The sequence below is a fragment of the Bradyrhizobium sp. Kon37 genome, from assembly GCF_055807535.1.
Genome location: NZ_JBVVOY010000014.1, coordinates 144,065 through 168,011, shown reverse-complemented (window position 1 = coordinate 168,011; position 23,947 = coordinate 144,065). Strand labels below are relative to the sequence as shown.

Here is a 23,947-nt window from a genome sequence, read left to right as displayed (position 1 = left end):
CCTAACGGTCTTGTTTGGGTTGCGGCGCGACGCTCTCGTTGCGCTCGCGCCATGGGGCCGGCGTCGCGGGCCGCAGGCTGGTGTAGGGCGCGATTGTCGAACGATAGCCGGCGCGCGCGATCTTGGCCGCGGGATCGGCAGGATCAGCGCCGGCGACTTGTGTCGTTGCCGGCATGCAGCCGGACAACGCCAAGGCCGTCGCGGCCAGCAGCGGCCAATTGAATCGAAAGTGTCGTCCCCGCGCCGCGAATGCAGCGGCGGACTTCGCCCCGGAAAGCGTAAGCATGAGTCATCCCTGATCTGTCTGGAGACCACAGGTTCGCGCGCGCGGATGCGCGCTCGGCCTGACGTCGTCGCGCGTCAGATCAGACGATGGGAGGACGGTAGAGCAGGGGCGGCGCCGCGCTGTGCAGGCTGGCCACGATCTCGGGCGAGCAGGCGGAAACCGGCTGAAGCGGCTTTGCAACGCTGGGCAGGTCTGCCGGCATCGCGCTCACGCACATCATCGCGCAGCACGGTCCCGCCGTACCCTTGCCGCCGTGATGATGAGGAGCGGGGGGCGCGTCCTGCGCGGCGGCGTGGTGATGCGCATGCGGCCCGGCATGGTCATGCGAGGCGCCGTCATGCGTGTGGCCGGCCTGCATCTGGTGATGCACCGGCGCGCGGTCGGCGAGGAGCGCGTCGTCGAGGCACGGTGCTGGAGCGCTACCCCAGGCGAGGCTTGCGGCCGGCGCGAGCACGCAGAACAGATAGGCAAGGGCAATCAAACGCCCCACCCTGATCCGCATCGATCGTGTCAATCGCAGCAACATTCCGCCGACATGCTCTCCGCGCCGCCATGTTGCACGCGCTGATTTGCAAAATAATGACAAAACGCGCGTTCGCCAAGCTCCTTCTTACCGCAGTGCACCGTGCATGCCCAATATCGCGCCACAATGCTTGACCCTGTGGCGATCCGCGGGCCATGGTCCCGCCCGTGCACGCGCCAAATCAATCAGGACAAACACCCGAAGCATTCACCCCTGATTCGCGTCAGGCCTGGATGCGCCTCGTCATTGCGCTTCTGATCGGTTCGATCGGCGGCGTCGGCATGTGGGCGATCGTCGTCATGATTCCCGCGGTGCAGGCCGAATTCTCCGCCACGCGCGGCGCGGTGTCGCTGGCTTTCACTCTGATGATGTTCGGCTTCGGGCTTGGCGGCGTCATCGCCGGCAGGATCACAGATCGGTTTGGAATCGTGGCGGCGATGGCAATCAGCATCGCCATCCTCGGCGTCGCCAACGTGCTGGCGGGTCTGTCCACCCAGCTCTGGCAGTTCGTGGCGGCGTATTTCCTGATCGGGCTCGGCACGTCGGCGACCTTCGCGCCGCTGATGGCGGAGGCCTCGCACTGGTTCGAGCGTTATCGCGGCCTTGCCGTGACCATCGTCGCGAGCGGCAATTATGTCGCCGGCACGATGTGGCCCCCGCTTGTGAGCACGGGCATGCAGACGATCGGCTGGCGCTTCACTCATATCGGCATCGGCCTCGTCTGCGTCAGCCTGATGACCATCCTGGTGCTGGTCCTGCGCGCACAGATGGGCGACGACAAAGTTCACGATCATGCCAATGCAGCGCCGCCGCGGGTCGACCTCAAACTGTCGACCAACACGCTGACGGTGCTGCTCTCGATCGCCAGCATCTCCTGCTGCGTCGCCATGGCAATGCCGCAGGTGCATATCGTCGCCTATTGCGGCGATCTCGGATATGGCGTGGCGCGTGGCGCCGAGATGCTGTCGCTGATGATGGCCTGCGGCATCGTCAGCCGGATCGGTTCGGGCTACCTCGCCGACAAGATCGGCGGCATCCCGACGCTTCTGATCGGTGCGCTGGCGCAAGGCTTTGCACTCATATTCTACCTGTTCTTCGACAGCCTGACCTGGCTCTATTTGATCTCCGCGATGTTCGGCTTGTTCCAGGGCGGCATCGTGCCGAGCTATGCCATCATCGTGCGCGAGGCGATGCCTGCGAGCGAGGCCGCAACCCGCGTCGGCATCGTGATCTTCGCCTCCGTGTTCGGCATGTCGTTCGGCGGCTGGGTCTCGGGCGTCATCTTCGACGCCACCGGCTCCTACGCAGCGGCGTTCGCCAACGGCGTGGCGTGGAACGCACTCAATATCGGCATCGTCTTGACGCTGCTGATCCGGTCGCGGATGAATGCCGTCAGGAGCGGTCCGGGTTTTGCGACCTAGACTGCCTGTCCCGCCTTCAGCAGCGAACAACCCGTGATCTTGTAGCTGCCGTCCGGTTGCTGCTCGAGCGTGTAGAGCGCTTCCCAGGCCTCGCCATTGGCATCGATGATATGAACGTGCTGGGCAATGCGGCTGCCCTCGCTCTTGCTGTCGCCAAATTCAAAGCTCTTGTGCCGGTACACCGGCGGGTAGCCGTTTTGCACCATGGACATGAAGATGTCGGGCGCGGGGAAGATCTCCCGGATCGCCGGTGCGGCGTAGGAATAGGCCGCGCGCGCGTCGTCGCGGCCGAATGCCTGCTCCTGGGCGCGGATGATATCCTGTGCCGTCGCGACATCGTCGGCGCGCGCCGAGATGGGAGCGAAGGCGACACTGAGAAAGACCAGCAAGGCGGCGATGCGCATGACAGGCTCCGCGTTGAAATCCCGGCGGCGCCGATCCTAGCACATCTCGCGGATTATCGCTTCCGCTTTGCAGCCGGCTTCGCAGGCTTGGCGGCGGCGCGTACCTTGGCTTTCACGACAGGCCGCACCCGCAAACCGTCGACGAACACGTCGAGCATCCGCAGCACCGAGGATTGCCAGCCGGGCTGGTCGTGCATGTAGCACATGCCGAAGAACGCGCGCAGCAAGTCCTCGGGACTGATGTCTGCGCGCATCGCGCCGGCCGCGGCTGCGCGGTCGAGCAGCGAGCCGATCGCCTTGGTGAGGCGCTCAAAGGAAAAGGCATGCAACTCCGACCCGCTCTGCACCGCGAGTGCCAGCGCTGCGACCATGCCCTTCTTGGTGGCAACGAACTCGACGCCTGAGTGCAGCCAGCGTCTGAGCGCATCGACCGGGTCCCCGTTCTTCAACTGCTCGGCAAGCTCGCTGAGCTGCTCGACCTCGCGCCGGTACACCGCCTCGAACAAATCCTCGCGCGTCGGGAAATGCCGATAGAGCGTGCCGATGCCGACGCCGGCACGTTTTGCCACCGCCTCCAGGCTCGCCTCGGGACCACCTGCGTTGAACACGGCCTTGGCGGCCTCGAGCACGCGCTCGCGATTGCGCACGGCATCGGCGCGGGGCTTCCGGGTCTGGTCGGTGGTGTGGTCGTCCATCCACGCAATGTAGATCACGAATTGGTTAGATTGAACCCTTGTGGGGCTGCATCGCGTTGATGCGCACGGGCTTTTGACGAATTCCAAATATTTCCTGCCGGCCCTTGTTAAGCGGAGGGTGCCTCCGTATCTTCGCTGAAGTCGTTTGCCCGGATGATGTTCGGGGGCGCATGTCGACGGCGGCCACGGCGGTGGCGCGCTGCGCGACGACTCATGTCCATATCTGATCGGAGCCTTGTATGAACCACTCCATCAGCCTCACCGTGAACGGTGCGCGGCGCGACTTCGTCCTCGACGATCCGCGCGTCACGCTGCTCGATCTCCTGCGTGAGCGCCTCCATCTGACCGGAACCAAGAAGGGATGCGACCGCGGCCAATGCGGCGCCTGCACCATTCTCGTCGACGGCAAGCGCATCAACTCCTGCCTCGCGCTCGCGATCAGTCATGACGGCGCCGACATTCTCACCATCGAGGGCGTGGCGCGCGGCGACCAGCTTCACCCTGTGCAGACCGCCTTCATCGCCCATGACGGATTTCAGTGCGGCTTCTGCACGCCCGGCCAGATCATGAGCGCGATCGGCATGATGAGCGAGGCGCAGGCCGGCAACGATCCCGAGCGCATTCGCGAATGCATGAGCGGCAATCTGTGCCGCTGCGGCGCCTATGCCGGCATCGTCGATGCCGTGCTCGACGCGCAGGCCGGTATGGACGAATCCAACCAGAGGCGCTCCGCATGAAGCAGTTCGATTATGTCAGGCCGGCCACGGTCGCCGAGGCCATCGCTGCCGCCGCGCAGCCGGGCGCGACCTATCTCGCCGCCGGCACCAACCTGCTCGATCTGATGAAGGGTGGCGTCAGCCGTCCGGATCGTCTGGTCGACGTTACCCATCTCGACGGGCTCGATCGGATCGAGCGCCTTGCCGACGGTGGCGTGCGTATCGGCGCACTGGTGAACAACGCTGACCTTGCGCATGACGCCGAATTTGCCAAGGCCTACCCGGCCGTCGCCGAAGCGCTGCTCTCCGGCGCATCGGCGCAATTGCGCAATGCCGCGACCGTTGGCGGCAATCTGCTGCAACGGACGCGCTGCGCGTATTTCTACGACACCGCCAGCCGTTGCAACAAGCGCGAGGCCGGCAGCGGTTGCGACGCGCGTGAAGGCGAGAACCGCACCCACGCCGTGCTCGGCTGGAGCGAAAACTGCATCGCCACGCATCCGTCCGACTTCTGCGTGCCCTTGGTCGCGCTTGACGCCATCGTCGAGATCGAGGGCAGGAACGGGCGGCGCGAGATCGCGCTCGACGAATTGCATCGCCTGCCCGGCAATACGCCCGAGCGTGAATCGGCGCTTGAACCGGGTGATCTCATCGTGGCGGTGCGGCTGCCGCCCGCTGCGCGGGGCTTTGCCGCGCATGCGCGCTATCTCAAGGTCCGCGATCGAACGTCCTACGCGTTTGCCGTCGTCTCGGCTGCGGCTGCGCTGCGGATCGAGAACGGCAAGATCGCGGAGGCGCGGCTTGCGCTCGGCGGTCTCGCCGCAAAGCCCTGGCGCGCCCGCGCTGCGGAGGACGTGCTCAGGAACGTCGCGCCCACGGTGGACGCTTTCCAGGACGCCGCCTCGCGCGCGCTCGCCGACGCAAAACCGTCCGGCGACAACGCCTTCAAGATCGAGCTCGCGCGCCGCATCGTCGTGCGTGCGCTGAGCCTCGCCGCCGCCGGTACGCCCGCGCGCATCCCCGCGCTGCCGGCCTCTCCCTTTGCCTCGACGTCCGGAGCCATTCATGCCTGAGCTTAATCTCACCAGCGCGCCCGCTCATCTGCGCCACGGCTCGAACATCGGCCAGCCGCTGACCCGCCGCGACGGGGTTCTCAAGGTCAAGGGCCAGGCGACCTACGCCGCCGACAATCATCCGCCGGGCATGCTGTTTGCGGTGATGGCGGTGGCCAGCATTTCGCGCGGCCGCGTGACCTCGCTCGATGTCAGCGCTGCCAAGCGCCATCCCGGCGTCGTCGAAATCATGACGTCAGACCACAAGCCTGAGCTTGCGATCGACCCCGAGATCAAGACCAATCCATTCGTATTCCGGATGGAGGTGTTGCAGAGCAATGAGGTCCGCTACGCCAACCAGCCGATCGCCGTCGTGATCGCCGAGACGCTGGAGGCGGCGACGGAAGGCGCGGCGCTGCTGGCGCCGCGCTACGAGACGCTGCCCGCGCTCATTGGGCTCGATGCGGGTGAAAGCTTCGTGCCGCCGGTCGTCGGCGTCGGCAACCCCACAGAAAATCACCGCGGCGATGTCGAGGCGGGGCTTGCCTCAGCAGACAAGCGGATCGACGCGATGTACGAGACGCCGCCGCAATATCACAACGCAATGGAGCCGCATGCGATCGTGGCGGCCTGGGACGGTGACAGTCTGCAGATCGACATGCCGACCCAGGGTCTCATGCTGTCGTTGGCGCGAGTCGCCGAATTGTTCGGCATCGCGCACGACAAGATCCACATCCGCAGCCCGTTCCTCGGCGGCGGGTTCGGCTCGAAGGGGCTCATGGCTGGTCCTCCGGTCCTCGGCATCATGGCGGCAAAGCTCGTCGGCAAACCGGTCAAGCTGGTGCTGCGCCGCGAGCAGATGTACGGCCCGGTCGGCCATCGCGCGCCGACGCGGCAGCGGCTGCGCATCGGCACCGATGGCGAGGGGCGCCTGACCGCGCTGGAGCACCACGCGCGGACCGTGTCGAGCACGTTCGACGACTTCTACGAGCCCGCGGCCGATGCCTCGCACACGCTCTATGCGGCGCCTGCGATCCGCACCTCGCATGATGCCGTGCGCGTCAACACCGGTACGCCTTTGTTCATGCGCGCGCCCGGCGAGGCGACCGGCTCGATCGCGCTCGAGAGTGCGATTGACGAGATGGCCTGGGCCTGCGGCCTCGATCCGCTCGCCTTTCGTCTGAAGAACTATGCCGAGGTCGAGCCCATCACCGGCAAACCGTTCTCGTCCAAGGCGCTGCGCGCCTGCTACGAGCAAGGTGCGGCGCGCTTCGGCTGGGCGAAGCGAACGCTCCAGCCGCGGCAGATGCGCAACGACGATGGTCTTCTTGTCGGCTGGGGCATGGGCACCGCGACCTTCCCGGCATTGATGTTCCAGGCCGAAGCGCGTGCCGTGCTTCGCCGCGACGGCTCCGGCGCCATGGAAATCGGCGCGCATGACATGGGGCAGGGCGCCTGGACCGCGCTTGCGCAGATTGCCGCCGACGAACTCGGGCTTGATATCGATCGCGTCGAGTTCAAGGCCGGGACGTCCGACCTGCCCGATGCCGGCATTGCCGGCGGCTCCGCGCACACCGCGACCGCGGGTGCCGCGATCCACAGCGCAGGCGCGGCCGTGATTGCAAAACTCGCCGATCTCGCCACCGGCGACGAGCGCTCGCCGCTGTTTGGCGCCGGCAATGCCGGCGTGATCGCGCGCGATGGCAGGTTGATCCGGCGCGACGACGAAAGCCGCGGCGAAAGCTATTCCGAGATTCTCGCGCGCGCCGGCGTGGCCGAGGTCGAGGCGCGCGGCACCGGCGCGCCGAATCCGGCGGCAATGGAGGAGTATGCGATGCACGCCCATGGCGCGGTATTCGCGGAGGTGAAGGTCGACCCGGAACTCGGCCAGGTCCGCGTCACCCGCATGGTCGGCGCCTTCGCCGCGGGGCGCATCGTCAACCCGCGCATGGTACAGAGCCAGCTGTTCGGTGGCATGATCTGGGGCCTGTCCTTCGCCTTGCACGAGGAAGCCATCACCGACCGCCGCACGGGCCGGATCATGAACGCCAATCTCGGCGAATACCATGTCCCGGTGAATGCCGACGTGCCGCCGCTCGACGTGATCACGGTCGATGAGCACGATCCGCATGTGAACGCGCTCGGCATCAAGGGGGTCGGCGAGATCGGCATCACCGGCAGTGCAGGGGCAGTCGCCAACGCCGTCTGGCATGCGACGGGCGTGCGTGTTCGCCGTTTCCCGATCCGGATCGAGGAGTTGCTGACCTAGGCTTTAAGCAGCGGCGGGCGAGGCCGTCTCGCTCCGCCGCGTGCTAATGCAGCTTCTTGCGAAGAGCCTTGAGCGCTTCTCGCTGCGACTCGATGTAGTTCGCGATGGTCTTGCGCAGCTCCTCCGAATGGAGCCTGTCGCTGTCGCGCTGCACTTCATCGAGTGCGGCCTCTGCATTGGCGAGCGTGATCTTCATAGCGAGCCCTGTTACGAAGCGGCTCCGGAAAGCGGAGGCTGCTTGGCTATGGCTCGAAACATATAGAGGATCAGGCTGCGGAAATTGAGATGGCTCAACCTCCGTAAGATACCGGTGGCTCCGTAGGATTGCGGACAACCTTCAAAACGTCGGTGGTGTGCAGGCCGAGATCACCTCGCACGGCTTGCCGCCGACACAGCGGAAGCGATGCGGGCGACGGCTCTCGAAATAGTAGGCATCGCCCGGATTGAGGATGCGGCGCTCGTCCTCGACGGTGACTTCGAGCCTTCCCGAGATCACGATGCCGCCCTCCTCGCCGTCATGGACGAGGTGAACGCGCCCGGTGTCGCTGCCGGGCTCGTAGCGCTCCTTCAGGATCTGCAGGCTGCGACCGAACAGATTGTCGCCTACTTGCCGATACGAGATCGGCTTCTTGCCGACCTCGGTCAGCTCTTCACCGCGGTAGAAGATCTTGCGCCGGCTCTCCGGCTTCAGCGCGAAGAACTCGGCGAGCCCCATCGGGATGCCGTCGAGGATGCGCTTGAGCGCCCCCACCGATGGGTTCATCTGGTTGGATTCGATCAGCGAGATCGTCGAATTGGTGACGCCGGCGCGTTTGGCGAGTTCGCGCTGCGACAGCTTCTGGCGCGCCCGGATGAATCGCAGCCGTCCACCGATATCGACGCTCATATCCCTGTCCCGTGTTGCAGGTGTTGCGGATCGCGCAAATATGGACCGGCAGCCCTAGTCAAATCAATGGCTTGCAGCCGGTCAGAAAAGGACTTGTTGCGCTTTTCAAGCCGTGCCTCTGGTAGCAGGTCAGCAAAGGAGCGTGGCCCGTGACCCTTCATCAGATTCCGAACACCATCAAGACCGACTCGTTCTGGATGCCATTCACGGCCAACCGGCAGTTCAAGAAGGCGCCGCGCCTGTTCTCCTCGGCCGAGGGCATGCACTACACCACCGTCGACGGCCGCAAGGTGATCGACGCCTCCGCCGGCCTCTGGTGCGTCAATGCCGGCCACGGCCGCAAGCAGATCGCCGCGGCCGTCGAGCGCCAGCTGATGACGCTGGACTTCGCACCGTCGTTCCAGATGGGCCATCCGCTGGCATTCGACTTCGCCGAGCGTCTGGCCGAGATCGCGCCGAAGGGCCTCGATCGCATCTTCTTCACCAATTCCGGCTCAGAGTCGGTCGACACCGCGCTGAAGATCGCGCTCGCCTATCATCGCGCCAACGGCCAGGCGAGCCGCACCCGCCTGATCGGCCGCGAGCGCGGCTATCACGGCGTCGGATTCGGCGGTACCTCGGTCGGCGGCATGGTCGCCAATCGCCGCGCCTTCGCCACCCTGCTGCCGGGCGTCGACCACATCCGCCACACCCACGATCTCACCCGCAACGCCTTCGCCAAGGATCAGCCCGAGCATGGCGCCGAGCTCGCCGATGATCTCGAGCGGCTGGTGGCCCTGCACGGCGCCGAGACCATTGCTGCCGTCATCGTCGAGCCGGTGCCGGGCTCGACCGCGGTGTTGCCGCCGCCGAAGGGCTATCTCCAGCGCCTGCGCGAGATCTGCGACAAGCACGGCATCCTCCTGATCTTCGACGAGGTCATCACCGGCTTCGGCCGGCTCGGCACGCCGTTCGCTGCCAACTTCTTCGGCGTCACGCCTGACATGATGACGACGGCCAAGGGCATCACTAACGGCACCATTCCCTGCGGCGCCGTGTTCGCGAGCCGCAAGGTTCACGACGGCCTGATGGTCGGCCCGGAGAACGCGATGGAGCTGTTCCACGGCTACACTTATTCGGCGCATCCGGTCGCCTGCGCCGCGGGCATCGCCACGCTCGACATCTATAAGGATGAAGGCCTGCTGACGCGCGGTGCTTCGATCTCAGAATATTGGCGCGATGCGCTGCATTCGCTGAAGGGCCTGCCCAATGTCGTCGATATCCGCAATTGCGGCCTGATGGGCGCGGTCGAGTTGTCGCCGCGTGACGGTACGGTCGGCGTGCGTGGCTACGACGTCATGGTCGATTGCTTCAATCGCGGGCTGTACTTCCGCATGAGCGGCGATAGCTTTGCGCTGTCGCCCCCGCTCATCGTCGAGAAGAGCCACATCGACGATATCGTGTCGATCCTCGGCGATGCCATCAAGCGGGTGGCCTGATAATTGCTCTCGCCGTTGCGGAGTTTCCTCTTGCAGCGGCGAGCGTGATGCCGCGGGAGTTTGACCAAGCGTGAAAGTTCTGATCCTCGGTAGCGGTGTCATCGGTGTCACCTCTGCCTACTACCTCGCGCGTGCCGGCCATGAGGTGACGGTTGTCGACCGTCAGCCCGAACCGGCGCTCGAGACCTCCTTTGCCAATGCCGGCGAAGTGTCGCCCGGCTATTCCTCGCCTTGGGCTGGTCCCGGCGTACCGGTGAAGGCGGTCAAATGGCTGCTGATGAAGCACGGCCCGCTGGTGATCCGGCCGAAGCTCGATCCCGTGATGTGGGTCTGGCTGCTCAAGATGCTGCGCAACTGCACCAGCGAACGCTACGCGATCAACAAGAGCCGGATGATTCCGATCGCGGAATATAGCCGCGATTGCCTGCGCGATCTGCGCCGCGACATCGGCATCCAGTATGACGAGCGCTCGCAGGGCACGCTCCAGCTGTTCCGCTATCAGGCCCAACTCGACGGCACCGGCGAAGACATCGCCGTGCTCAAGGAGTACGGCGTGCCGTTTGAAGTGCTGAGCCGGGAAGGCTGCATCGCGGCCGAGCCGGCGCTGGCGGGCGTGAAGGAGAAGTTCGCGGGCGGACTACGCTTGCCGCAGGACGAGACCGGCGACTGCCACATGTTCACGCAGGCGCTGGCCAAGCATGCCGAAGCGCTCGGCGTGCGCTTCTTGTTCAACACCGGCATCGACCGCATCGTCACCGACGGCGGGCGCGTCAGCGGGGTCGCCACCAGCGCCGGAATGTTGCAGGCGGACGCCTACGTCCTGGCGCTCGGAAGCTATTCGTCGCGCCTCGTCGCACCCCTCGGCATCTCGCTGCCGGTCTATCCGGTGAAGGGTTATTCGATCACGGTGCCGATCAAGGACGCCTCGGGCGCGCCGGAATCGACCGTGATGGACGAGAGCTACAAGGTCGCGATCACGCGCCTTGGCGATCGCATCCGCGTCGGCGGCACCGCCGAAATCTCCGGCTTCTCGACCAAGCTCTACGACGCGCGCCGCGCCACGCTCGACCACTCGCTGACCGATCTGTTCCCGCGCGGCGGCGATCTCTCCAAGGCGACGTTCTGGAGCGGCCTGCGCCCGATGACCCCGGATGGCCCGCCCGTGATCGGCCCGACGCAATACGCCAACCTTCACCTCAACACCGGCCACGGCACGCTCGGCTGGACCATGTCGTGCGGCTCCGGCCGCGTGCTCGCCGACATGCTGTCGGGCAAGAAGCCGGACATTGATGTGAGTGCGCTGACGGTGGATCGATATAAGTATCGGTTCGGTTAAGACTCTATCCTCGCGTCATTGCGAGGAGCGAAGCGACGAAGCAATCCAGAGTGTCTTCGCGGTGAGAGTCTGGATTGCTTCGCTTCGCTCGCAATGACGGCTGCGCTACGCCGTCCCCGTCATGCAATTCACCCACAGCACCACCGCCTTCGCGTCGTCGGCCGGATTTGAAAACCGGTGCGGTCGTCGGCTTGCAAACCGAAAACTGTCGCCGGTCTTCAGCGACCATGTCTCGCTGTCCACCGTCAGCATCATCTCGCCTTCGAGAACGAGGCCGGCTTCTTCGCCGTCATGGGTGTAGAGCTCGTCGCCGGTGGAGCCGCCGGGCTCCAGATGTACCAGGAACAGATTGAGCCGGTTGTCGGTGCTGGCGGGGCTCAGCAATTGCTTCGACACGCCGGTGCGCCAGAGCTTCAGTTCGGGCCGTTGAAGCCCGCGCGTGACGATTTGGTCGGATGCGCCGTCGGCATTCGGGCTCGCGCCGAACAGCGCGGCGATGCCGACGCCGAGCACATCGGCGAGCGTGGCCAGTACGCGCAGCGACGGCGACGACAGGCCGCGCTCGATCTGGCTGAGGAATCCGATCGAGAGATCCGTGCGCGAGGCGACCGTCTCGAGCGAGAATTGCCTGATGCGCCTGAGATCGCGGATACGGCGGCCGACCGCGACGTCCATCGCCGGCTCGGCCGCTTTGGCGATAGCCTTGACCTTGGCGTTGGCTTTCACCTTCACCTTTATCTGCACCTTCTTCGCCGGCTTTGCGGCGGCCGGTCTGCGCATTCTTTTGCCACCGCTCACGTCAAACCGCTTCCTTCATGTGCATGAAAACCGCTTGCAACGGCCGCGAAAGTGTGACCAAATTTTCATACTGGTGAAAATAGGCCGAAACGGCTTGGCCCGCAACGTCTGCGATGACGAGATCTGCGAGCGCCGCCATCGGCCGGGCCCAAGGGGGATGCGATGAAGCGTTTTGGTCTGGCCGCGGTCGCGGCACTCGCGATTGCCGCAGCAGCGCCGGCTTCGGCGCAGCAAGTGCTGAAGGTCGGCTCGACGCCGACAGGCATTCCCTTCACCTTCCTCGACACCAAGAGCAATAGCATCCAGGGCATCATGGTCGATCTCGTCACTGAAGTGGGCAAGGATGCCGGCTTCAACGTGCAGATCGAGCCGATGCAGTTCTCGGCGCTGATACCGTCGCTGACATCGAGCAAGATCGACATCATCGCGGCCGCGATGTTCATCACGGCGCCGCGCAAGGAGGTCGTCGACTTCTCCGACCCGATCTACACCTATGGTGAAGGCCTCGTGGTTCCCAAGAGCGACACCAAGGCCTACGCCACCCAGGACGATCTGAAGGGTGAGACGGTCGGCGCCCAGGTCGGCACCGCCTTCGTCGACGCGCTGAAGAAGTCCGGCCTGTTCGCCGACGTCAAAGCCTACGACACCATCCCCGACATCCTGCGCGACGTGAACACCGGCCGCCTCAAGGCCGGTTATGCCGACTACCCGATCCTCGCCTACAATCTGAAGCAGGGCGGCTTTCCCGAGGTGCGCCTGGTCGACGGCTACAAGCCCGTCACCGTCGGCTCGGTCGGCATCGGCGTGCGCAAGGGCGAAGCCGCGCTGCTCGGCAAGATCAACGCTTCGCTCGCCAAGCTGAAGGCCAACGGAACCATCGACAAGATCCTCGATAAATGGGGCCTGAAGGCACAGGGTTGATCGCCGGCGGCCAATCGATGAAAGCTGATCGATGAAAGGTTTCTGGCACGACGCGGCCGAATTCTTCCCGATCCTGATGAGCGGCGTCGTGCTGACGATCGTCGTCACCATCGGCTCGCTGCTGCTCTCGACGGTGCTTGGCCTGGTCTGGGCGATGATGCGGGTCTCCGGCATCCGCGTCCTGTCGCTGCTCAGCGCCAGCCTGATCAACGTGATCCGCGGCATTCCGATCATCGTGCTGTTGTTCTACCTCTACTTCGTGATGCCCGATCTCGGCGTCACGCTCAGCGCGTTGCAGGCCGCGATCCTCGGGCTCGGCATCGCCTACTCGGCCTATCAGGCGGAAAATTTCCGCGCCGGCATCGAGGCCATCGACAAGGGGCAGATCGAGGCGGCGCAATCGATCGGCATGGGCTGGTGGCTGACCATGCGTCGCGTCGTGCTGCCGCAGGCGGTGCGCATCGTGCTGCCGCCCTACGGTAACGTCATGATCATGATGCTGAAGGATTCCTCGCAGGCCTCAACCATCACGGTTGCCGAGCTCGCCCTTCAGGGCAAGCTGATCGCGTCCTCGACCTTCAAGAACACCAACGTGTTTACGATGGTCGCGCTGATGTATCTCACCATGAGCATTCCGCTGATCCTGCTGGTCCGTCACTTCGAGAAGCGGGCCGGCAAGAAATGATCGAGCTGACCGACGTCCACAAGAGCTTTGGCGAGAACGAGGTGCTCAAGGGCATCACGGCGTCCGTCCAGAAGGGCGAGGTGGTCTGCATCGTCGGCCCCTCCGGCTCCGGTAAGTCCACCATCTTGCGCTGTATCAATGGTCTCGAAAGCTATGACCGCGGCGAGATCAGTGTCGAGGGATTGAAGGTCGACCGCGACGCGCCGTCGATCGTGCAAGTCCGCACCCAGGTCTCGATGGTGTTCCAGCGCTTCAACCTGTTTCCGCACCGGACGGTGCTGGAAAACGTGGTCGAAGGACCGCTCTATGTGAAGAAGGAGCCGCGCGCTGCCGCATTCGAGCGTGGCCGCGCGCTGCTCGCCCAGGTGGGCCTTGCCGAGAAAGCCAACGAACATCCGCCGCAGCTCTCCGGCGGCCAGCAACAACGCGTCGCGATCGCGCGGGCGCTGGCGATGCAGCCCAAGGCCATCCTGTTCGACGAACCGACCTCGGCGCTCGATCCTGAATTGGTCGGCGACGTTCTCGGCGTGATGCGCAAGCTCGCCGACGACGGCATGACCATGGTCGTCGTCACCCACGAGATGGGCTTTGCCCGCGACGTCGCCGACCGCGTGCTGTTCATCGACGGCGGCGTCATCGTCGAGCAGGGACCGGCGAAATCGGTGCTCAACCAACCGCAGCATGCGCGGACGCAGGATTTTCTGCGCCGCGTGCTGCATCCGCTCTGATCGGTCTTCGCCATGACCACGCGCCTGCCTCTGCCGCCGTCTCTCTATGCCGACACTGCCGTCCCGCCGGTGGCCACGCCGCCGCTCGACATCGACAAGACGGTCTCGGTCGCCATCATCGGCGGCGGCTACACCGGCCTGTCCACCGCGTTACATCTGGCGGAGCAGGGTGTCGAGGCACTGGTGCTGGAGGCGCAGGAGCCGGGCTGGGGCGCATCCGGCAACAATGGCGGTCACACCAATCCGGGACTGAAGCACGATCCCGATCAGATCGAGGCCGATTTCGGCGCCGAGCTCGGCCGCCGCATGGTCGGGTTCTCCTATGGCACGACCGATTTCACCCACGATTTGATCCGCCGCTACCAGATCCCGTGCGAGGCGCGGCAGAACGGCACGCTGCGTGCGGCCTATAACGAGGCCAGCGCCGCCGCGATCGAGACAACCGCACAACAGTGCATCGCCCGCGGCATGCCGGTGACGTACCTCAATCGCGAGCAGTTGCGCGAGATGACCGGCACCGATCGCTACATCGGCGCCATGCTCGATACCCGCGGCGGCGACCTGCATCCGCTCAGCTACGCCCGCGGCCTTGCGCGCGCCGCGATCTCCGCGGGCGCAAAGGTGCACGGCGAAACACCGGCGCTGTCGCTCCGTCGCGAGGGCAGCCGCTGGCGCATCGAGACGCCGCGCGCGGTGGTGCATGCCGACAAGGTGCTGCTCGCGACCAACGGTTTTACCGACGATCTCTGGCCGGCGCTTCGCCGCACCATCGTGCCGGTGTTCTCCTCGATCGCGGCCACCGCGCCGCTTTCGGATGAGGTCGCGCGTTCGATCATGCCGACGCGTCCCGTCCTTTACGAGAGCGGCCACATCACGGTCTATTACCGCATCGATCAGCAGAACCGCCTCTTGATGGGTGGTCGCGGTCCGATGCGCTGGATCAATTCGCCGCGCGACGTCGCTTATCTCATGCGATACGCCGAGCGGCTATGGCCGCAGCTCAAGGGCGTCGCCTGGACCCATGGCTGGAACAGCCGGCTCGCCATCACCGCGGATCATTATCCGCATGTGCACGAGCCAGCGGACAACATCCTGATCTCGCTCGGCTGCAACGGCCGCGGCGTCGCGCTCTCGACGGCCATGGGCGCGCAGCTGGCGCGGCGTCTGATCGGCGGCGCCAAGGCCGAGATCGACATGCCCGTCACCGGCATCAAGCCGATCCCGATGCATGCCTTCTGGCCGGTCGGCGTGACGACGGCAGTGATCGCTGGTCGCGTGCGCGACCGGCTGGGGATCTAAGCCTCAGCCCTCCGCCACCGCGTCGGCCCAGGGCTGGAAGATCTCGACCGCGCCGGAATTGGTGTCGCCGTCGCGCATCACGACGCTCGGGCAGGCGAATTTTTGCGGCAAGGACTGCACTCGCGCCTCTTCATAGTCGAATCGCGCCGCGAGCGTCTCGCGTGTGTCCGCCGGCAACCTGGTATCGCCGATCACGATCGCGCCTTCGCTGGCGTCGATGCGCGGCTGGTGGATCGCGGCATCGAGATCCATGCCGAAATCCATCGCAAAGGACACGATCTGCATCACCGACGGCAGGATGCGGCGACCGCCGGAGGCGCCGACCGCGAGCCGTCTGCCGTCCTTGGCCTCGGCGATGACAGGCGTGTAGTTGGTGAGGCAGCGCTTTCCAGGGGCGAGCGAGTTGGTGGTGCCCGGCATGGGGTCGAACCACATGATGCCGTTGTTCATGGCGATGCCGGTATGCGGCGTGACGTATTTCGAGCCGAAGGAAGACAGCAGCGTCTGCGTCACCGCCGCGATGTTGCCGTGGCGATCGACTACCGAGAAGTGCGTGGTGCAGGCGGGCGCCAGATAGTCCGCGCCGAGCGAGCGCTTGCCGTCGGCATCGCCCATGTCCTTGAGCCGCTCGCGATAGGCCGATTGCAGCGCGGCGGCATATTCGGCATAGGCGGCCGCATCGGGCGCGCTTCCCGGCTTCAGGTTCTGCTGCAACAGGCGCAGCGCATGCGCCATGGTCGGCCCGGCCGTGAGCTCCGGCGTCGCAAACACCTTGCCGCCGCGATAGGGGATCGCCAGCGGATCGCGCAGATGGGCTCGGAACGCGGCGAGGTCCTCCACCGACAGCGCGCCGCCGTCGGCCTTGATGTCGGACGCGATGCTTCTGGCGAGGTCGCCCTGGTAGAAATCGCGCGGACCGGCGGCCGCAAGATACGCCAGCGTCGCCTTCAGTGTATCCAGCGGCAGCCGCGTCTCGGACTTGATACCCCATGGCGCGCTCGGAGGGAGGCCATCCTTCAGGAACGTGGCCGCGCTTCCCGGATAGCGCCGAAGATCGGCCGCCGATGCCGCGATCGTCAGCGTGGTCCACCAGTCGACCAGCAGGCCTTCACCGGCGAGGGCGACGGCCGGCGCGACGAGATCTTTCCATGGCAGCCTGGCGTGGCGGCGATGCGCCTCTTCCATGCCGGTGACGACCCCGGGCACGGCGATGGAGCCGGGGCCGTGGATATTGCGGTCGTCCTTGACCCGCTGCCAGGGAAACAGGTCGGAAGCCGCGCCTTCGCCGCTGAGCGGATAGTCGACGGCGCGCAGGCTTTGCGGCGCGCACATGCCGTAGTCGATCACCTCATAGCGATTTTCCGCGGCACGGTAGAGCACCATCGCGCCGCCGCCGCCCATGCCGCTGTTCCAGGGCTCCAGCACATTGAGCGCGAAGGTGGTGGCGACGATCGCGTCCACGCAGTCGCCGCCCGCCGCCAGCACTTGCGCCCCCACTTCGGCCGCCCGCCGCGATTGCGCGGCGACGATGCCGCCTTTGGATGTGACGGCGGGCTTGCGGACGGTTTGGGCGTGGCTGAATTGGTGAGGCATGATGTTTGTGTGCTGTCTTGGGTTTCGTTGCGCTGAGCTCCGCATTCGGCGGAGCGCACAAAGAATGGCACATTGCCCCCAGCGAGAACATCGAAAGCGCGGCGCGGCATGGCTGGTGTGAAACAGGCAGGGGATGGTGCTCGGAAAGACGAGAATGCCCGGGGCATAGGCGAGCGGAAGCGACGCCGTCCTTCGGACGGCTATCCCCGGGCATGACGCATTGAGACACCGATCAGTGGGGAGCAGGAGCCGCAGGGCTCAGCGCGCGCGATCCAGCCGGCTGGCCTGATACTTGGCGTGCCATTTCGGGCCAGGCCCGCGCATGTAGTGAAGCTCGGGGCGGTAGGGATTGCCCGCGACCCGCATCAGCGTCTGCCATTTGCTGGCGACGAAGTTCAGGGGCTGGCGGAGCAGGGTCAGTGACGCGAGCAGCATGGCATCACCTCAGTGCGGCTTGCCGAGCATGGCAGTGAAGGGGAGATCGAAGATCTCCTCGCCATCGGAGCCGCTGACATGGATGACCCAGTCGCGCCAATCCTCAGCGCCGGGCGTCAGGATCATCGCGTTCATGATCTGGGCGGCACGGTCGCGCGCCTCGGTCAGGTTGGTCACGGCTGTGCCGCTGCGATCGATCAGCGTGCCGTCCAAGTTGGAGCAGTGAAAATAGACCTGGACCATATGCGTCTCCTATTGGGAGCGATTGGGACGGCAAAGCAATACCACCCGAAGCATTCGCGAAACATTCGGGCCGAGCCCGGTAAGGGAATCTACGGAGATTGGTCGGCGCCAAGCCCCCTGCCGGTTTGATCACAAGGGGGTGTTGATCAACTGGACGGCATTCCCACGGCATGGAACAACCCTGGACGGAAAGTCCGGGAGGCGCCGTGAACCACCTCACATTTTGGCGCGAAAGCCGAAGCCTGCGCGCATGCGCGGGCGCCTTGGTGGTCCTCCTGACCCTCACCTCGGTAGGCTCATCAGAACCGGTCCGCAAGAGCGGCTATGCGATCGGCACGGAGACCTGCGGCAGTGCCGATCTGGCTTTTCCAAAAATCCAGATCGACATGAAGGCGGGATTTTGCGCCGGCCTCGTCGCCAGCGAGGAGGATCGGCTGAAATTCCCGCGCTCGATCGTCCAGGTGCCCGGTCGTGACCTGTTCGTGGTCGCCGACATGGCGGGCTGGGGCCATACCGATGGTCGGCTGCTGTTGCTCGACCCGCGCGCGCCCCAGGGACAGCGGTTCAAGGAGCTGCTGACTGCAATCGAATATCCGTTCGGTCTCGTGATCGGCCCGGACAAGAAGCTCTATGCCTCGAGCGCGGAGACGATCTTCCGATTCGATCCGCTCGCCGACAATCCGCGCGACACGGTCGAGACCATCGTCCGTCACATGCCCGGCCGCCGGGTCACATTGCCCGATGGCACAAAGCTCGACGAGAGCGCGCATCCACTCAAGCAGTTTGTCTTTGATAAGAACGGCCGGCTGTTCGTCAACATCGGCTCGCACAGCGACGACTGCATCACGCCGGCGCCGATCACGAAACCTTGCGCGGCGGCCGAGGGCGCTTCCGCGATGGCATCGATCTGGCTGTTCACGCCGCCCCCGGGCGGTATCTTCCCGGCGTTGAAGCCTGGCGAACCCGACCCGCCGCACGGCGTCTATGCGCGCGGCCTGCGCAACTCGATGGCGCTGGCGCTGCACCCGAACTTTCCCGATGCGGGCTATGCCTTCCTGCAAGGCGAGAACGGCCGCGACCTGCCTGACATTTTCAAGCCGAACGAGGAGATCAACGCGATCGAGCAGGGCAGGCATTACGGCTGGCCTTATTGCTACGATGTGACGACGCCGAGTCCCGAATTCAGGATCGTGTTGCAGTCGGGGGTCTACAAATCGCTGTGCATCGCCAACGCTCTCTACAAGGCGCCGTTCTCGCTGCTGCCGCCGCACGGCGCGCCGCTCGCGATGCTCTATTATCACGGCGCGAAATTTCCGGAGCTCGAGGGCAGACTGCTGGTCGGCCTGCATGGCTATCGCCCGACCGGCAGCCGCGTGATCGTCTATGACGTCGACGAGCACGGCTTCCCGAAGCCCGCCCCGCCGCCGGTACGCTATCATGTCAGCTGCGCGGCCGATCCGACCCACAGCTTCCAAACCGAGGCTGGCGATGTCGCCGCCGCGCCGTTCGAGGAGCTGATCGCAGGCTGGCACCGCGTCAACGGCGCGCGGCCGCAAGGTGCGCCGGTCGGCATGACGGTCGCGGAGGACGGCGCCATCTGGCTGGTCGAGGACAAGAACCAGACCGTGATCCGGATCGACCGCGCCGCGGGCGATGCGCCGTCGCCGTTGCCCTGCGACATGCGTAGCCAGGCGCTGATCGATCAACTGGCGGTTTTCGTTGCCAGGGACGCGCAGAACAGCGTCCGGCTCACCAATTTGCGCAAGGGCCTCGTCGAAAAGCACTGCGTCGGCTGTCACTCGGATTTCGGCCTAAAGCCGGGCCAATCGGACGCACAGAAGGACGCGACGGTGCTTCGCTTCATGCTGTCGCAGGATAGCTGGATTTATCCTGGTGATCCCGACTCCGGCAAGTTGCGCACGCGGCTTCGCGGGTTAGGTGCGGAGAAGCTGATGCCGCCGGGTGGCGAAGGCCTGCCGAAGGCTGAACCTGGCTACGCGCGCCTGCGCGACACGGCGGATCTGCTGGTGTCAAAAATGGTTCCAGGTATCCGGATGCGGATCAAGTCCGGCCCGCCGCAGCGCAAGTTCTTTGGCAAAACCAACAAGGAATGCGGCGAAATACCGGCTGCCAAGGTCGTCGTCGTGACACAAAGGAACGCTGTAGACAAACTCGGCTTCAGCCGCTTCTTCCGGCCGGCCGATCCCTATCTGAATGGCGAGTGCAGCGACGGCGATGGCTATTACATCCGGCAGGAATTTCTGGTGCCTGTGCAGTAGCGTTGTTCTCGTCCTTGCGACGGCACCGGCACGAGCGGAAACGAAACTGTTCGAAAGCGTGCAGGTGACGCCATCAGGCGAATACACCTTCGGCGTCGAAGGGCCGGCCGCCGATCTCGACGGCAATCTCTTCGTCGTCAATTTCGGCAAGCCCGGCACCATCGGCAAGCTGCCTGTCGGCGGCGCGGCGTCCGAGCCGTTCACGGGTTTGCCCGAGGGCAGCGTCGGCAATGCCATCCGCTTCGCGCGCGACGGCACCATGTTCATCGCCGACTACAAGAAGCACAACATCTTCGCGATCCCGAAGGGATCGACCGAGCCCGCCATCTGGTTTCACTCCGACGAGATGAACCAGCCCAACGACATCACCATCGCCCGCGACGGCACGATCTACGCGAGCGATCCGAACTGGAAAGGTCGCGAAGGCCACATCTGGCGCATCGCGAAGGGAGCCGACGGAACGGTGCAGGGACAGGTCATGTCGGTGCCGCGCGCGATGGGCACCACCAACGGCATCGACCTCAGCCCTGATGACAAGACGCTCTATGTCGGGGAATCCAGCAGTGGCCAGATCTGGTCCTACACGGTCGGCGGCAACGAGCTCACCAATCCAAAACTCGTCAAGGCGTTTCAGCCTGACACTGTCGATGGCCTGCGCACCGACATGGCTGGCCGCCTCTATGTCGCGCGTATCCTCAAGGGCACGATCACGTTGATGAAGGCCAATGGCGCAGTCGAACGGGAGATCGCGCTGAGGGCCAAGGAGCCGACCAACCTCGCCTTCGGCGGCCACGACGGCAAGACGATCTTCGTCACCCAGCGTCAGGGCGGCTTCGTCGAGTCCTTCCGCACCGACCAGCAGGGCCGCGAGCACTGCCTTCAGCGCGGGCGCTGCTGAGCTTCACGAGCGATCTGCTTGCGGCGCAGGGCGGTGGGACAGGGGCGGCATTCTTCTTGCTTGCATCTCGGCGCCGCGGGGATTTAGACATCTGTGGCACCGTCAAAGCGACCACGGAGTGTTCGAGTGAAAGCCGTCCATACCGAGCTGCATCGCAGCCACGATCCGCAATTCTTCCTGGTTCGCGGCGTCGTCAAGCGCACCACCGAGCAGCCCGAGCGCGCCGACCGCCTGCTCAAGGGATTGAAGGACGGCAAGCATCAACTGGTCGAGCCAACCACATTCGGGCAGGGGCCGCGTGCGCGCATCCACAGTCCGGAATATCTATCGTTCCTGAGCGAGGCCTGGGAGGCCTGGACTGCGCTCGGCGATTCCGGTCCGGAGATGATCGGCAATATCCATCCGGTGCGCCATGCCGCGACTTATCCCACTCATATCACCGGCAAGCTCGGCTGGCACACCGCCGACACCGCGGCGCCGATCGGCCCGGGCACCTGGGCCGCGGCCTGCGCCGCGACCGACGTTGCGGTCACCGCGGCACAGATGGTGATGGACGGCGAGGATGCGACTTATGCGCTCTGCCGGCCGCCCGGCCATCACGCCTATCGCGACATGGCCGGCGGCTTCTGCTTCCTCAACAACAGCGCGATCGCGGCGGCGCATCTGCGGCAGAGGCACGAGCGTGTCGTGATCCTCGACGTCGACGTCCATCACGGCAACGGCACGCAAGGCATCTTTTACGCGCGGCCGGACGTCTACACGGTCTCGATCCATGCCGATCCCGTCGCGTATTATCCGTACGTGTGGGGCTATGCGCATGAGCGCGGCGAAGGTCCCGGCCTCGGCGCCAACCTCAACATTCCCCTGGCGATCGGCACCGGGGATGACGGCTACATCCAGGCGATGGACATCGCGCGCAAGGCGATCGAGTCCTTTGCGCCCGGCGCCCTCGTCATCGCGCTCGGCCTCGACGCCTCCGAGCACGATCCGCTGAAGGGTCTCGCCGTCACCACGCCCGGCTTCCGCCGCATCGGCCAGGCCATCGCGAAGATGGGCCTGCCGACCGTGTTCGTGCAGGAGGGCGGCTATCTCTCGGATATCCTCGGCGCGAACCTGACCTCGGTGCTGGCGGGATTCGAAGAGGCGCGGTGATTTCTCGCTGAGTAGCCCGTCATTCTCCGTCATTGCGAGCGTAGCGAAGCAATCCAGAATCTTTCCAGGGAGGGCTCTGGATTGCTTCGCTACGCTCGCAATGACGATGTGGATGGTTAGGTCGATTTCATCAACATCTCAAAACATCCCGCTCGCCGCGAGCGCCTTGCAGACGTGCTGCATCTCGGTCTCGTCCGCGACCATATCGAGCATGATCGTGGTCAGCCCCTTCGCGGCAAATTCCTTCAGCTTCGCGCCGATCTCCGCATAGCTGCCGACGAGGTAGGGGCAGTCGGCCTGGAAGGTCAGGAACGGCAGCAGCCAATAGCCATTGTCCGCGAGCTTGCCGCTCTGGCCCTCGTAGAGCCGCCGTTTCCACACGGAATCGCTGTTCTCCACGGTGAGCACGAGCAGCTCGCGATCGTCGGCATTATCGCGGAAACGCGCCTTTGCCGCTTGCCGTGCCTCGTCGCGTCCCTCGCGGGCGAAAATTCCAAAATTCACGCCGGGCGCATCGAGGCCGCGGTCGAGATCGGGCGGCAGCATCTGCATCTTGATGCAGCCGGTCTCCTTTGCGACGCGCTGTGCCGGCTCGGACTGGCCTGCGACCAGAAATTCCGGCATCAGCTCCGGCGGCAGGCGCGGCCGCAGTTGCAGGTTGCTCGCGCGGTAGAACCGGCCCTCGAAAGTCGCCGGCCGCGGGCTTGCCAGCAACTGGCGCATCAGCGCAACGAATTCGCCGAGCCGGACATAGCGGTCGGCATGCGTTTGCTCGTCGCCGAGCCCCTGCAAATCGCTGACCGCCGTCCCCGTGATCATGTTGAGATAGACCTTGCGGCCGTGGAGCTGCGCAAAGGACGAGACGAATTTTGCCGCCGTGAACGGGTGCATGTAGACCGGATTGACGGCGATCAGCGGCGAGGATCGGGTCGTCTCGCCAATGATGTGCTGGGCCATCGCCCAAGGCTCGACGAACACGTCGTTGCCTTCGAACAGCAGGATGCCCTCGAAGCCGTTGCGCTCGGCGAACTGCGCCACCCGCATCAGCTCGCCGACATATTTCTTGGGATCGCGGTTGCGCGAAATCGCCGGAAAGACGCGCAGCCGCGGCAGTGTCATTCAGCCGCCTCCTGCAGCGGCCACGCATTGCGGGTGATGGGAAGGCCACCGGTGGCGCGGGAGCCGTCGGCGATCGCGAGACGATGCGAGGGCGACGGCGAGATCAGCTGGAATCGCCAGCCTTCCGGATCGTCGGCGATATCGGGCGTGAAGCTGATCTCGATGGCCTCGCGCGATACCTGCATCGCGAAGGCGTCGAGCGGCAAATTGAGGCCGAAACCCCTAGCCTTCAGATAGGCCTCTTTCAGCGTCCAGTAGTCGAAGAAGCGCTCGGTCGCGGCGGGCTCCGGCAGCCCGCGCAGCGTTTCGACCTCTTCCGGCGCGAAGAACCGAAGCGCGGTCGACAGCGGCGCCACCCGACTCGACACGGTCTCGACGTCGACGCCGACGGTCTCATGCCCCGATACGACGCAGGCGACGCAGCCGTCGGCGTGCGACAGGCTGAAATGCAGCGTGCTCGAGGTCTTGGGCGATGCGACAAACGGCCGCCCGTAACGCCCGGCCGCAAATGACCAGTCGGTGGGGGCGACATCAGGTGCGACGTGCGAGAGCGCGAGGCGCAACATCGCGTGCGCGAAAATATATTGCCGCTGGTGCCGCTCGAACCTGAAGCGGTCGGCTCGTCCCCGTTCGTCGACCGAGAGCAGGCGCCGGCACGTATCAACCGCATCCGGCGCGTCAAAAGTCTCGATCAGTCCGACAAACAGTTCAATTCTGTCGTCTGCCATCAA

Annotated in this window: 25 protein-coding genes; 13 read left to right on the top strand and 12 right to left on the bottom strand. The window is 65.1% G+C overall.

Annotated elements, in window-relative coordinates; translation table 11 throughout:
• Nucleotide 1 precedes the first annotated feature (1 nt).
• Nucleotides 2-286: a hypothetical protein gene (locus tag AC0L3J_RS24370; protein ID WP_473348558.1), complete on the bottom strand. Its 285-nt coding sequence runs from the start codon at nt 284-286 to the stop codon at nt 2-4.
• A 79-nt stretch (nt 287-365) separates the two neighbouring features.
• Nucleotides 366-788 carry a hypothetical protein gene (locus tag AC0L3J_RS24365; protein ID WP_473348557.1) on the bottom strand — a complete coding sequence of 141 codons (423 nt, stop codon included), beginning with the start codon at nt 786-788 and terminating at the stop codon, nt 366-368.
• A 176-nt stretch (nt 789-964) separates the two neighbouring features.
• Here AC0L3J_RS24365 and AC0L3J_RS24360 point away from each other — a divergent pair, with 176 nt between their 5' ends.
• Nucleotides 965-2,230 (top strand): MFS transporter, encoded by a 1,266-nt coding sequence (locus tag AC0L3J_RS24360; protein WP_473348556.1) that lies wholly within the window; start codon nt 965-967, stop codon nt 2,228-2,230.
• Here the strand turns inward: AC0L3J_RS24360 and AC0L3J_RS24355 are convergent.
• Complete coding sequence (locus tag AC0L3J_RS24355) at nt 2,227-2,634, bottom strand: DUF4864 domain-containing protein (protein WP_473348555.1); 408 nt, start codon at nt 2,632-2,634, stop codon at nt 2,227-2,229. The genes AC0L3J_RS24360 and AC0L3J_RS24355 overlap by 4 nt on opposite strands.
• Nucleotides 2,635-2,687: 53 nt before the next feature.
• Complete coding sequence (locus tag AC0L3J_RS24350) at nt 2,688-3,329, bottom strand: TetR/AcrR family transcriptional regulator (RefSeq protein ID WP_473348578.1); 642 nt, start codon at nt 3,327-3,329, stop codon at nt 2,688-2,690.
• Between the two features lie 239 nt (nt 3,330-3,568).
• On the opposite strand from AC0L3J_RS24350, the gene AC0L3J_RS24345 reads away from it, so the two are divergent.
• Genes AC0L3J_RS24345 through AC0L3J_RS24335 form a run of 3 tightly spaced genes read left to right on the top strand, consistent with a single transcriptional unit; the run spans nt 3,569 to nt 7,366 of the window.
• Nucleotides 3,569-4,066 (top strand): (2Fe-2S)-binding protein, encoded by a 498-nt coding sequence (locus AC0L3J_RS24345; RefSeq protein WP_473348554.1) that lies wholly within the window; start codon nt 3,569-3,571, stop codon nt 4,064-4,066.
• Nucleotides 4,063-5,118, top strand: a complete 1,056-nt coding sequence (locus tag AC0L3J_RS24340) for an FAD binding domain-containing protein (RefSeq protein ID WP_473348553.1) — start codon at nt 4,063-4,065, stop codon at nt 5,116-5,118. Before AC0L3J_RS24345 ends, AC0L3J_RS24340 begins: the two co-directional genes overlap by 4 nt.
• The gene (locus AC0L3J_RS24335; protein WP_473348552.1) at nt 5,111-7,366 is read left to right on the top strand and encodes a xanthine dehydrogenase family protein molybdopterin-binding subunit; all 2,256 of its coding nucleotides are present in this window, start codon (nt 5,111-5,113) and stop codon (nt 7,364-7,366) included. The genes AC0L3J_RS24340 and AC0L3J_RS24335 overlap by 8 nt, the downstream gene beginning before the upstream one ends.
• A 43-nt stretch (nt 7,367-7,409) precedes the next feature.
• On the opposite strand, the gene AC0L3J_RS24330 is transcribed toward AC0L3J_RS24335, so the two are convergent.
• A complete protein-coding gene (locus AC0L3J_RS24330) occupies nt 7,410-7,562 on the bottom strand; it encodes a hypothetical protein (RefSeq protein WP_456765940.1) in 153 nt (50 codons plus the stop codon).
• A gap of 141 nt (nt 7,563-7,703) precedes the next feature.
• On the bottom strand, nt 7,704-8,252 hold the full coding sequence (locus AC0L3J_RS24325; protein WP_473348551.1) for a cupin domain-containing protein: 549 nt from the start codon (nt 8,250-8,252) through the stop codon (nt 7,704-7,706).
• A 149-nt stretch (nt 8,253-8,401) separates the two neighbouring features.
• Between AC0L3J_RS24325 and aptA the strand changes: the two genes are divergently transcribed.
• Nucleotides 8,402-9,730: an omega-aminotransferase AptA gene (gene aptA / locus AC0L3J_RS24320; protein ID WP_007600575.1), complete on the top strand. Its 1,329-nt coding sequence runs from the start codon at nt 8,402-8,404 to the stop codon at nt 9,728-9,730.
• A gap of 70 nt (nt 9,731-9,800) precedes the next feature.
• Nucleotides 9,801-11,066, top strand: coding sequence for a D-amino acid dehydrogenase (locus AC0L3J_RS24315; protein WP_473348550.1), 1,266 nt, complete (start codon nt 9,801-9,803; stop codon nt 11,064-11,066).
• A 105-nt stretch (nt 11,067-11,171) separates the two neighbouring features.
• On the opposite strand, the gene AC0L3J_RS24310 is transcribed toward AC0L3J_RS24315, so the two are convergent.
• Nucleotides 11,172-11,846 (bottom strand): helix-turn-helix domain-containing protein, encoded by a 675-nt coding sequence (locus tag AC0L3J_RS24310; protein ID WP_473348549.1) that lies wholly within the window; start codon nt 11,844-11,846, stop codon nt 11,172-11,174.
• A 180-nt stretch (nt 11,847-12,026) separates the two neighbouring features.
• On the opposite strand from AC0L3J_RS24310, the gene AC0L3J_RS24305 reads away from it, so the two are divergent.
• The 4 genes from AC0L3J_RS24305 to AC0L3J_RS24290 are packed head-to-tail and all read left to right on the top strand — an operon-like array spanning nt 12,027 to nt 15,497.
• Complete coding sequence (locus tag AC0L3J_RS24305; protein ID WP_473348548.1) at nt 12,027-12,785, top strand: ABC transporter substrate-binding protein; 759 nt, start codon at nt 12,027-12,029, stop codon at nt 12,783-12,785.
• Nucleotides 12,786-12,816: 31 nt separating this feature from the next.
• On the top strand, nt 12,817-13,470 hold the full coding sequence (locus tag AC0L3J_RS24300) for an amino acid ABC transporter permease (RefSeq protein WP_007600584.1): 654 nt from the start codon (nt 12,817-12,819) through the stop codon (nt 13,468-13,470).
• A complete protein-coding gene (locus AC0L3J_RS24295; protein ID WP_027568180.1) occupies nt 13,467-14,198 on the top strand; it encodes an amino acid ABC transporter ATP-binding protein in 732 nt (243 codons plus the stop codon). Before AC0L3J_RS24300 ends, AC0L3J_RS24295 begins: the two co-directional genes overlap by 4 nt.
• A gap of 12 nt (nt 14,199-14,210) precedes the next feature.
• On the top strand, nt 14,211-15,497 hold the full coding sequence (locus AC0L3J_RS24290; protein ID WP_473348547.1) for an NAD(P)/FAD-dependent oxidoreductase: 1,287 nt from the start codon (nt 14,211-14,213) through the stop codon (nt 15,495-15,497).
• Nucleotides 15,498-15,500: 3 nt separating this feature from the next.
• On the opposite strand, the gene AC0L3J_RS24285 is transcribed toward AC0L3J_RS24290, so the two are convergent.
• The 3 genes from AC0L3J_RS24285 to AC0L3J_RS24275 form a co-directional block, all read right to left on the bottom strand.
• The gene (locus AC0L3J_RS24285) at nt 15,501-17,090 is read right to left on the bottom strand and encodes a gamma-glutamyltransferase family protein (protein WP_473348546.1); all 1,590 of its coding nucleotides are present in this window, start codon (nt 17,088-17,090) and stop codon (nt 15,501-15,503) included.
• 258 nt (nt 17,091-17,348) lie between these two features.
• Entirely contained in the window at nt 17,349-17,525 is a 177-nt protein-coding gene (locus tag AC0L3J_RS24280; RefSeq protein WP_197031156.1) for a hypothetical protein, read from the bottom strand.
• Between the two features lie 9 nt (nt 17,526-17,534).
• The gene (locus tag AC0L3J_RS24275; protein ID WP_007606355.1) at nt 17,535-17,768 is read right to left on the bottom strand and encodes a DUF6894 family protein; all 234 of its coding nucleotides are present in this window, start codon (nt 17,766-17,768) and stop codon (nt 17,535-17,537) included.
• 206 nt (nt 17,769-17,974) lie between these two features.
• Here AC0L3J_RS24275 and AC0L3J_RS24270 point away from each other — a divergent pair, with 206 nt between their 5' ends.
• From AC0L3J_RS24270 to AC0L3J_RS24260, 3 genes are all read left to right on the top strand, one after another.
• Nucleotides 17,975-20,047 (top strand): PQQ-dependent sugar dehydrogenase, encoded by a 2,073-nt coding sequence (locus AC0L3J_RS24270; protein ID WP_473348545.1) that lies wholly within the window; start codon nt 17,975-17,977, stop codon nt 20,045-20,047.
• Nucleotides 20,004-20,945, top strand: a complete 942-nt coding sequence (locus AC0L3J_RS24265) for an SMP-30/gluconolactonase/LRE family protein (protein WP_473348544.1) — start codon at nt 20,004-20,006, stop codon at nt 20,943-20,945. The genes AC0L3J_RS24270 and AC0L3J_RS24265 overlap by 44 nt, the downstream gene beginning before the upstream one ends.
• A gap of 126 nt (nt 20,946-21,071) precedes the next feature.
• Nucleotides 21,072-22,097: a histone deacetylase family protein gene (locus tag AC0L3J_RS24260; RefSeq protein ID WP_473348543.1), complete on the top strand. Its 1,026-nt coding sequence runs from the start codon at nt 21,072-21,074 to the stop codon at nt 22,095-22,097.
• Nucleotides 22,098-22,235: 138 nt separating this feature from the next.
• Here AC0L3J_RS24260 and AC0L3J_RS24255 read toward each other — a convergent pair whose 3' ends face one another.
• Nucleotides 22,236-23,216 (bottom strand): LLM class flavin-dependent oxidoreductase, encoded by a 981-nt coding sequence (locus AC0L3J_RS24255; protein WP_473348542.1) that lies wholly within the window; start codon nt 23,214-23,216, stop codon nt 22,236-22,238.
• Nucleotides 23,213-23,944 carry a 4'-phosphopantetheinyl transferase family protein gene (locus AC0L3J_RS24250; protein ID WP_456765928.1) on the bottom strand — a complete coding sequence of 244 codons (732 nt, stop codon included), beginning with the start codon at nt 23,942-23,944 and terminating at the stop codon, nt 23,213-23,215. Before AC0L3J_RS24250 ends, AC0L3J_RS24255 begins: the two co-directional genes overlap by 4 nt.
• Nucleotides 23,945-23,947: the final 3 nt, after the last annotated feature.

Bases quoted from the DNA above. Each gene is read 5' to 3' on its own strand.
- AC0L3J_RS24370 (WP_473348558.1), bottom strand. From the start codon at position 286: ATGCTTACGCTTTCCGGGGCGAAGTCCGCCGCTGCATTCGCGGCGCGG.
- AC0L3J_RS24365 (WP_473348557.1), bottom strand. From the start codon at position 788: ATGCGGATCAGGGTGGGGCGTTTGATTGCCCTTGCCTATCTGTTCTGC.
- AC0L3J_RS24360 (WP_473348556.1), top strand. From the start codon at position 965: ATGGTCCCGCCCGTGCACGCGCCAAATCAATCAGGACAAACACCCGAA.
- AC0L3J_RS24355 (WP_473348555.1), bottom strand. From the start codon at position 2,634: ATGCGCATCGCCGCCTTGCTGGTCTTTCTCAGTGTCGCCTTCGCTCCC.
- AC0L3J_RS24350 (WP_473348578.1), bottom strand. From the start codon at position 3,329: ATGGACGACCACACCACCGACCAGACCCGGAAGCCCCGCGCCGATGCC.
- AC0L3J_RS24345 (WP_473348554.1), top strand. From the start codon at position 3,569: ATGAACCACTCCATCAGCCTCACCGTGAACGGTGCGCGGCGCGACTTC.
- AC0L3J_RS24340 (WP_473348553.1), top strand. From the start codon at position 4,063: ATGAAGCAGTTCGATTATGTCAGGCCGGCCACGGTCGCCGAGGCCATC.
- AC0L3J_RS24335 (WP_473348552.1), top strand. From the start codon at position 5,111: ATGCCTGAGCTTAATCTCACCAGCGCGCCCGCTCATCTGCGCCACGGC.
- AC0L3J_RS24330 (WP_456765940.1), bottom strand. From the start codon at position 7,562: ATGAAGATCACGCTCGCCAATGCAGAGGCCGCACTCGATGAAGTGCAG.
- AC0L3J_RS24325 (WP_473348551.1), bottom strand. From the start codon at position 8,252: ATGAGCGTCGATATCGGTGGACGGCTGCGATTCATCCGGGCGCGCCAG.
- AC0L3J_RS24310 (WP_473348549.1), bottom strand. From the start codon at position 11,846: ATGCGCAGACCGGCCGCCGCAAAGCCGGCGAAGAAGGTGCAGATAAAG.
- AC0L3J_RS24305 (WP_473348548.1), top strand. From the start codon at position 12,027: ATGAAGCGTTTTGGTCTGGCCGCGGTCGCGGCACTCGCGATTGCCGCA.
- AC0L3J_RS24300 (WP_007600584.1), top strand. From the start codon at position 12,817: ATGAAAGGTTTCTGGCACGACGCGGCCGAATTCTTCCCGATCCTGATG.
- AC0L3J_RS24295 (WP_027568180.1), top strand. From the start codon at position 13,467: ATGATCGAGCTGACCGACGTCCACAAGAGCTTTGGCGAGAACGAGGTG.
- AC0L3J_RS24290 (WP_473348547.1), top strand. From the start codon at position 14,211: ATGACCACGCGCCTGCCTCTGCCGCCGTCTCTCTATGCCGACACTGCC.
- AC0L3J_RS24285 (WP_473348546.1), bottom strand. From the start codon at position 17,090: ATGCCTCACCAATTCAGCCACGCCCAAACCGTCCGCAAGCCCGCCGTC.
- AC0L3J_RS24280 (WP_197031156.1), bottom strand. From the start codon at position 17,525: ATGCTGCTCGCGTCACTGACCCTGCTCCGCCAGCCCCTGAACTTCGTC.
- AC0L3J_RS24275 (WP_007606355.1), bottom strand. From the start codon at position 17,768: ATGGTCCAGGTCTATTTTCACTGCTCCAACTTGGACGGCACGCTGATC.
- AC0L3J_RS24265 (WP_473348544.1), top strand. From the start codon at position 20,004: ATGGCTATTACATCCGGCAGGAATTTCTGGTGCCTGTGCAGTAGCGTT.
- AC0L3J_RS24255 (WP_473348542.1), bottom strand. From the start codon at position 23,216: ATGACACTGCCGCGGCTGCGCGTCTTTCCGGCGATTTCGCGCAACCGC.
- AC0L3J_RS24250 (WP_456765928.1), bottom strand. From the start codon at position 23,944: ATGGCAGACGACAGAATTGAACTGTTTGTCGGACTGATCGAGACTTTT.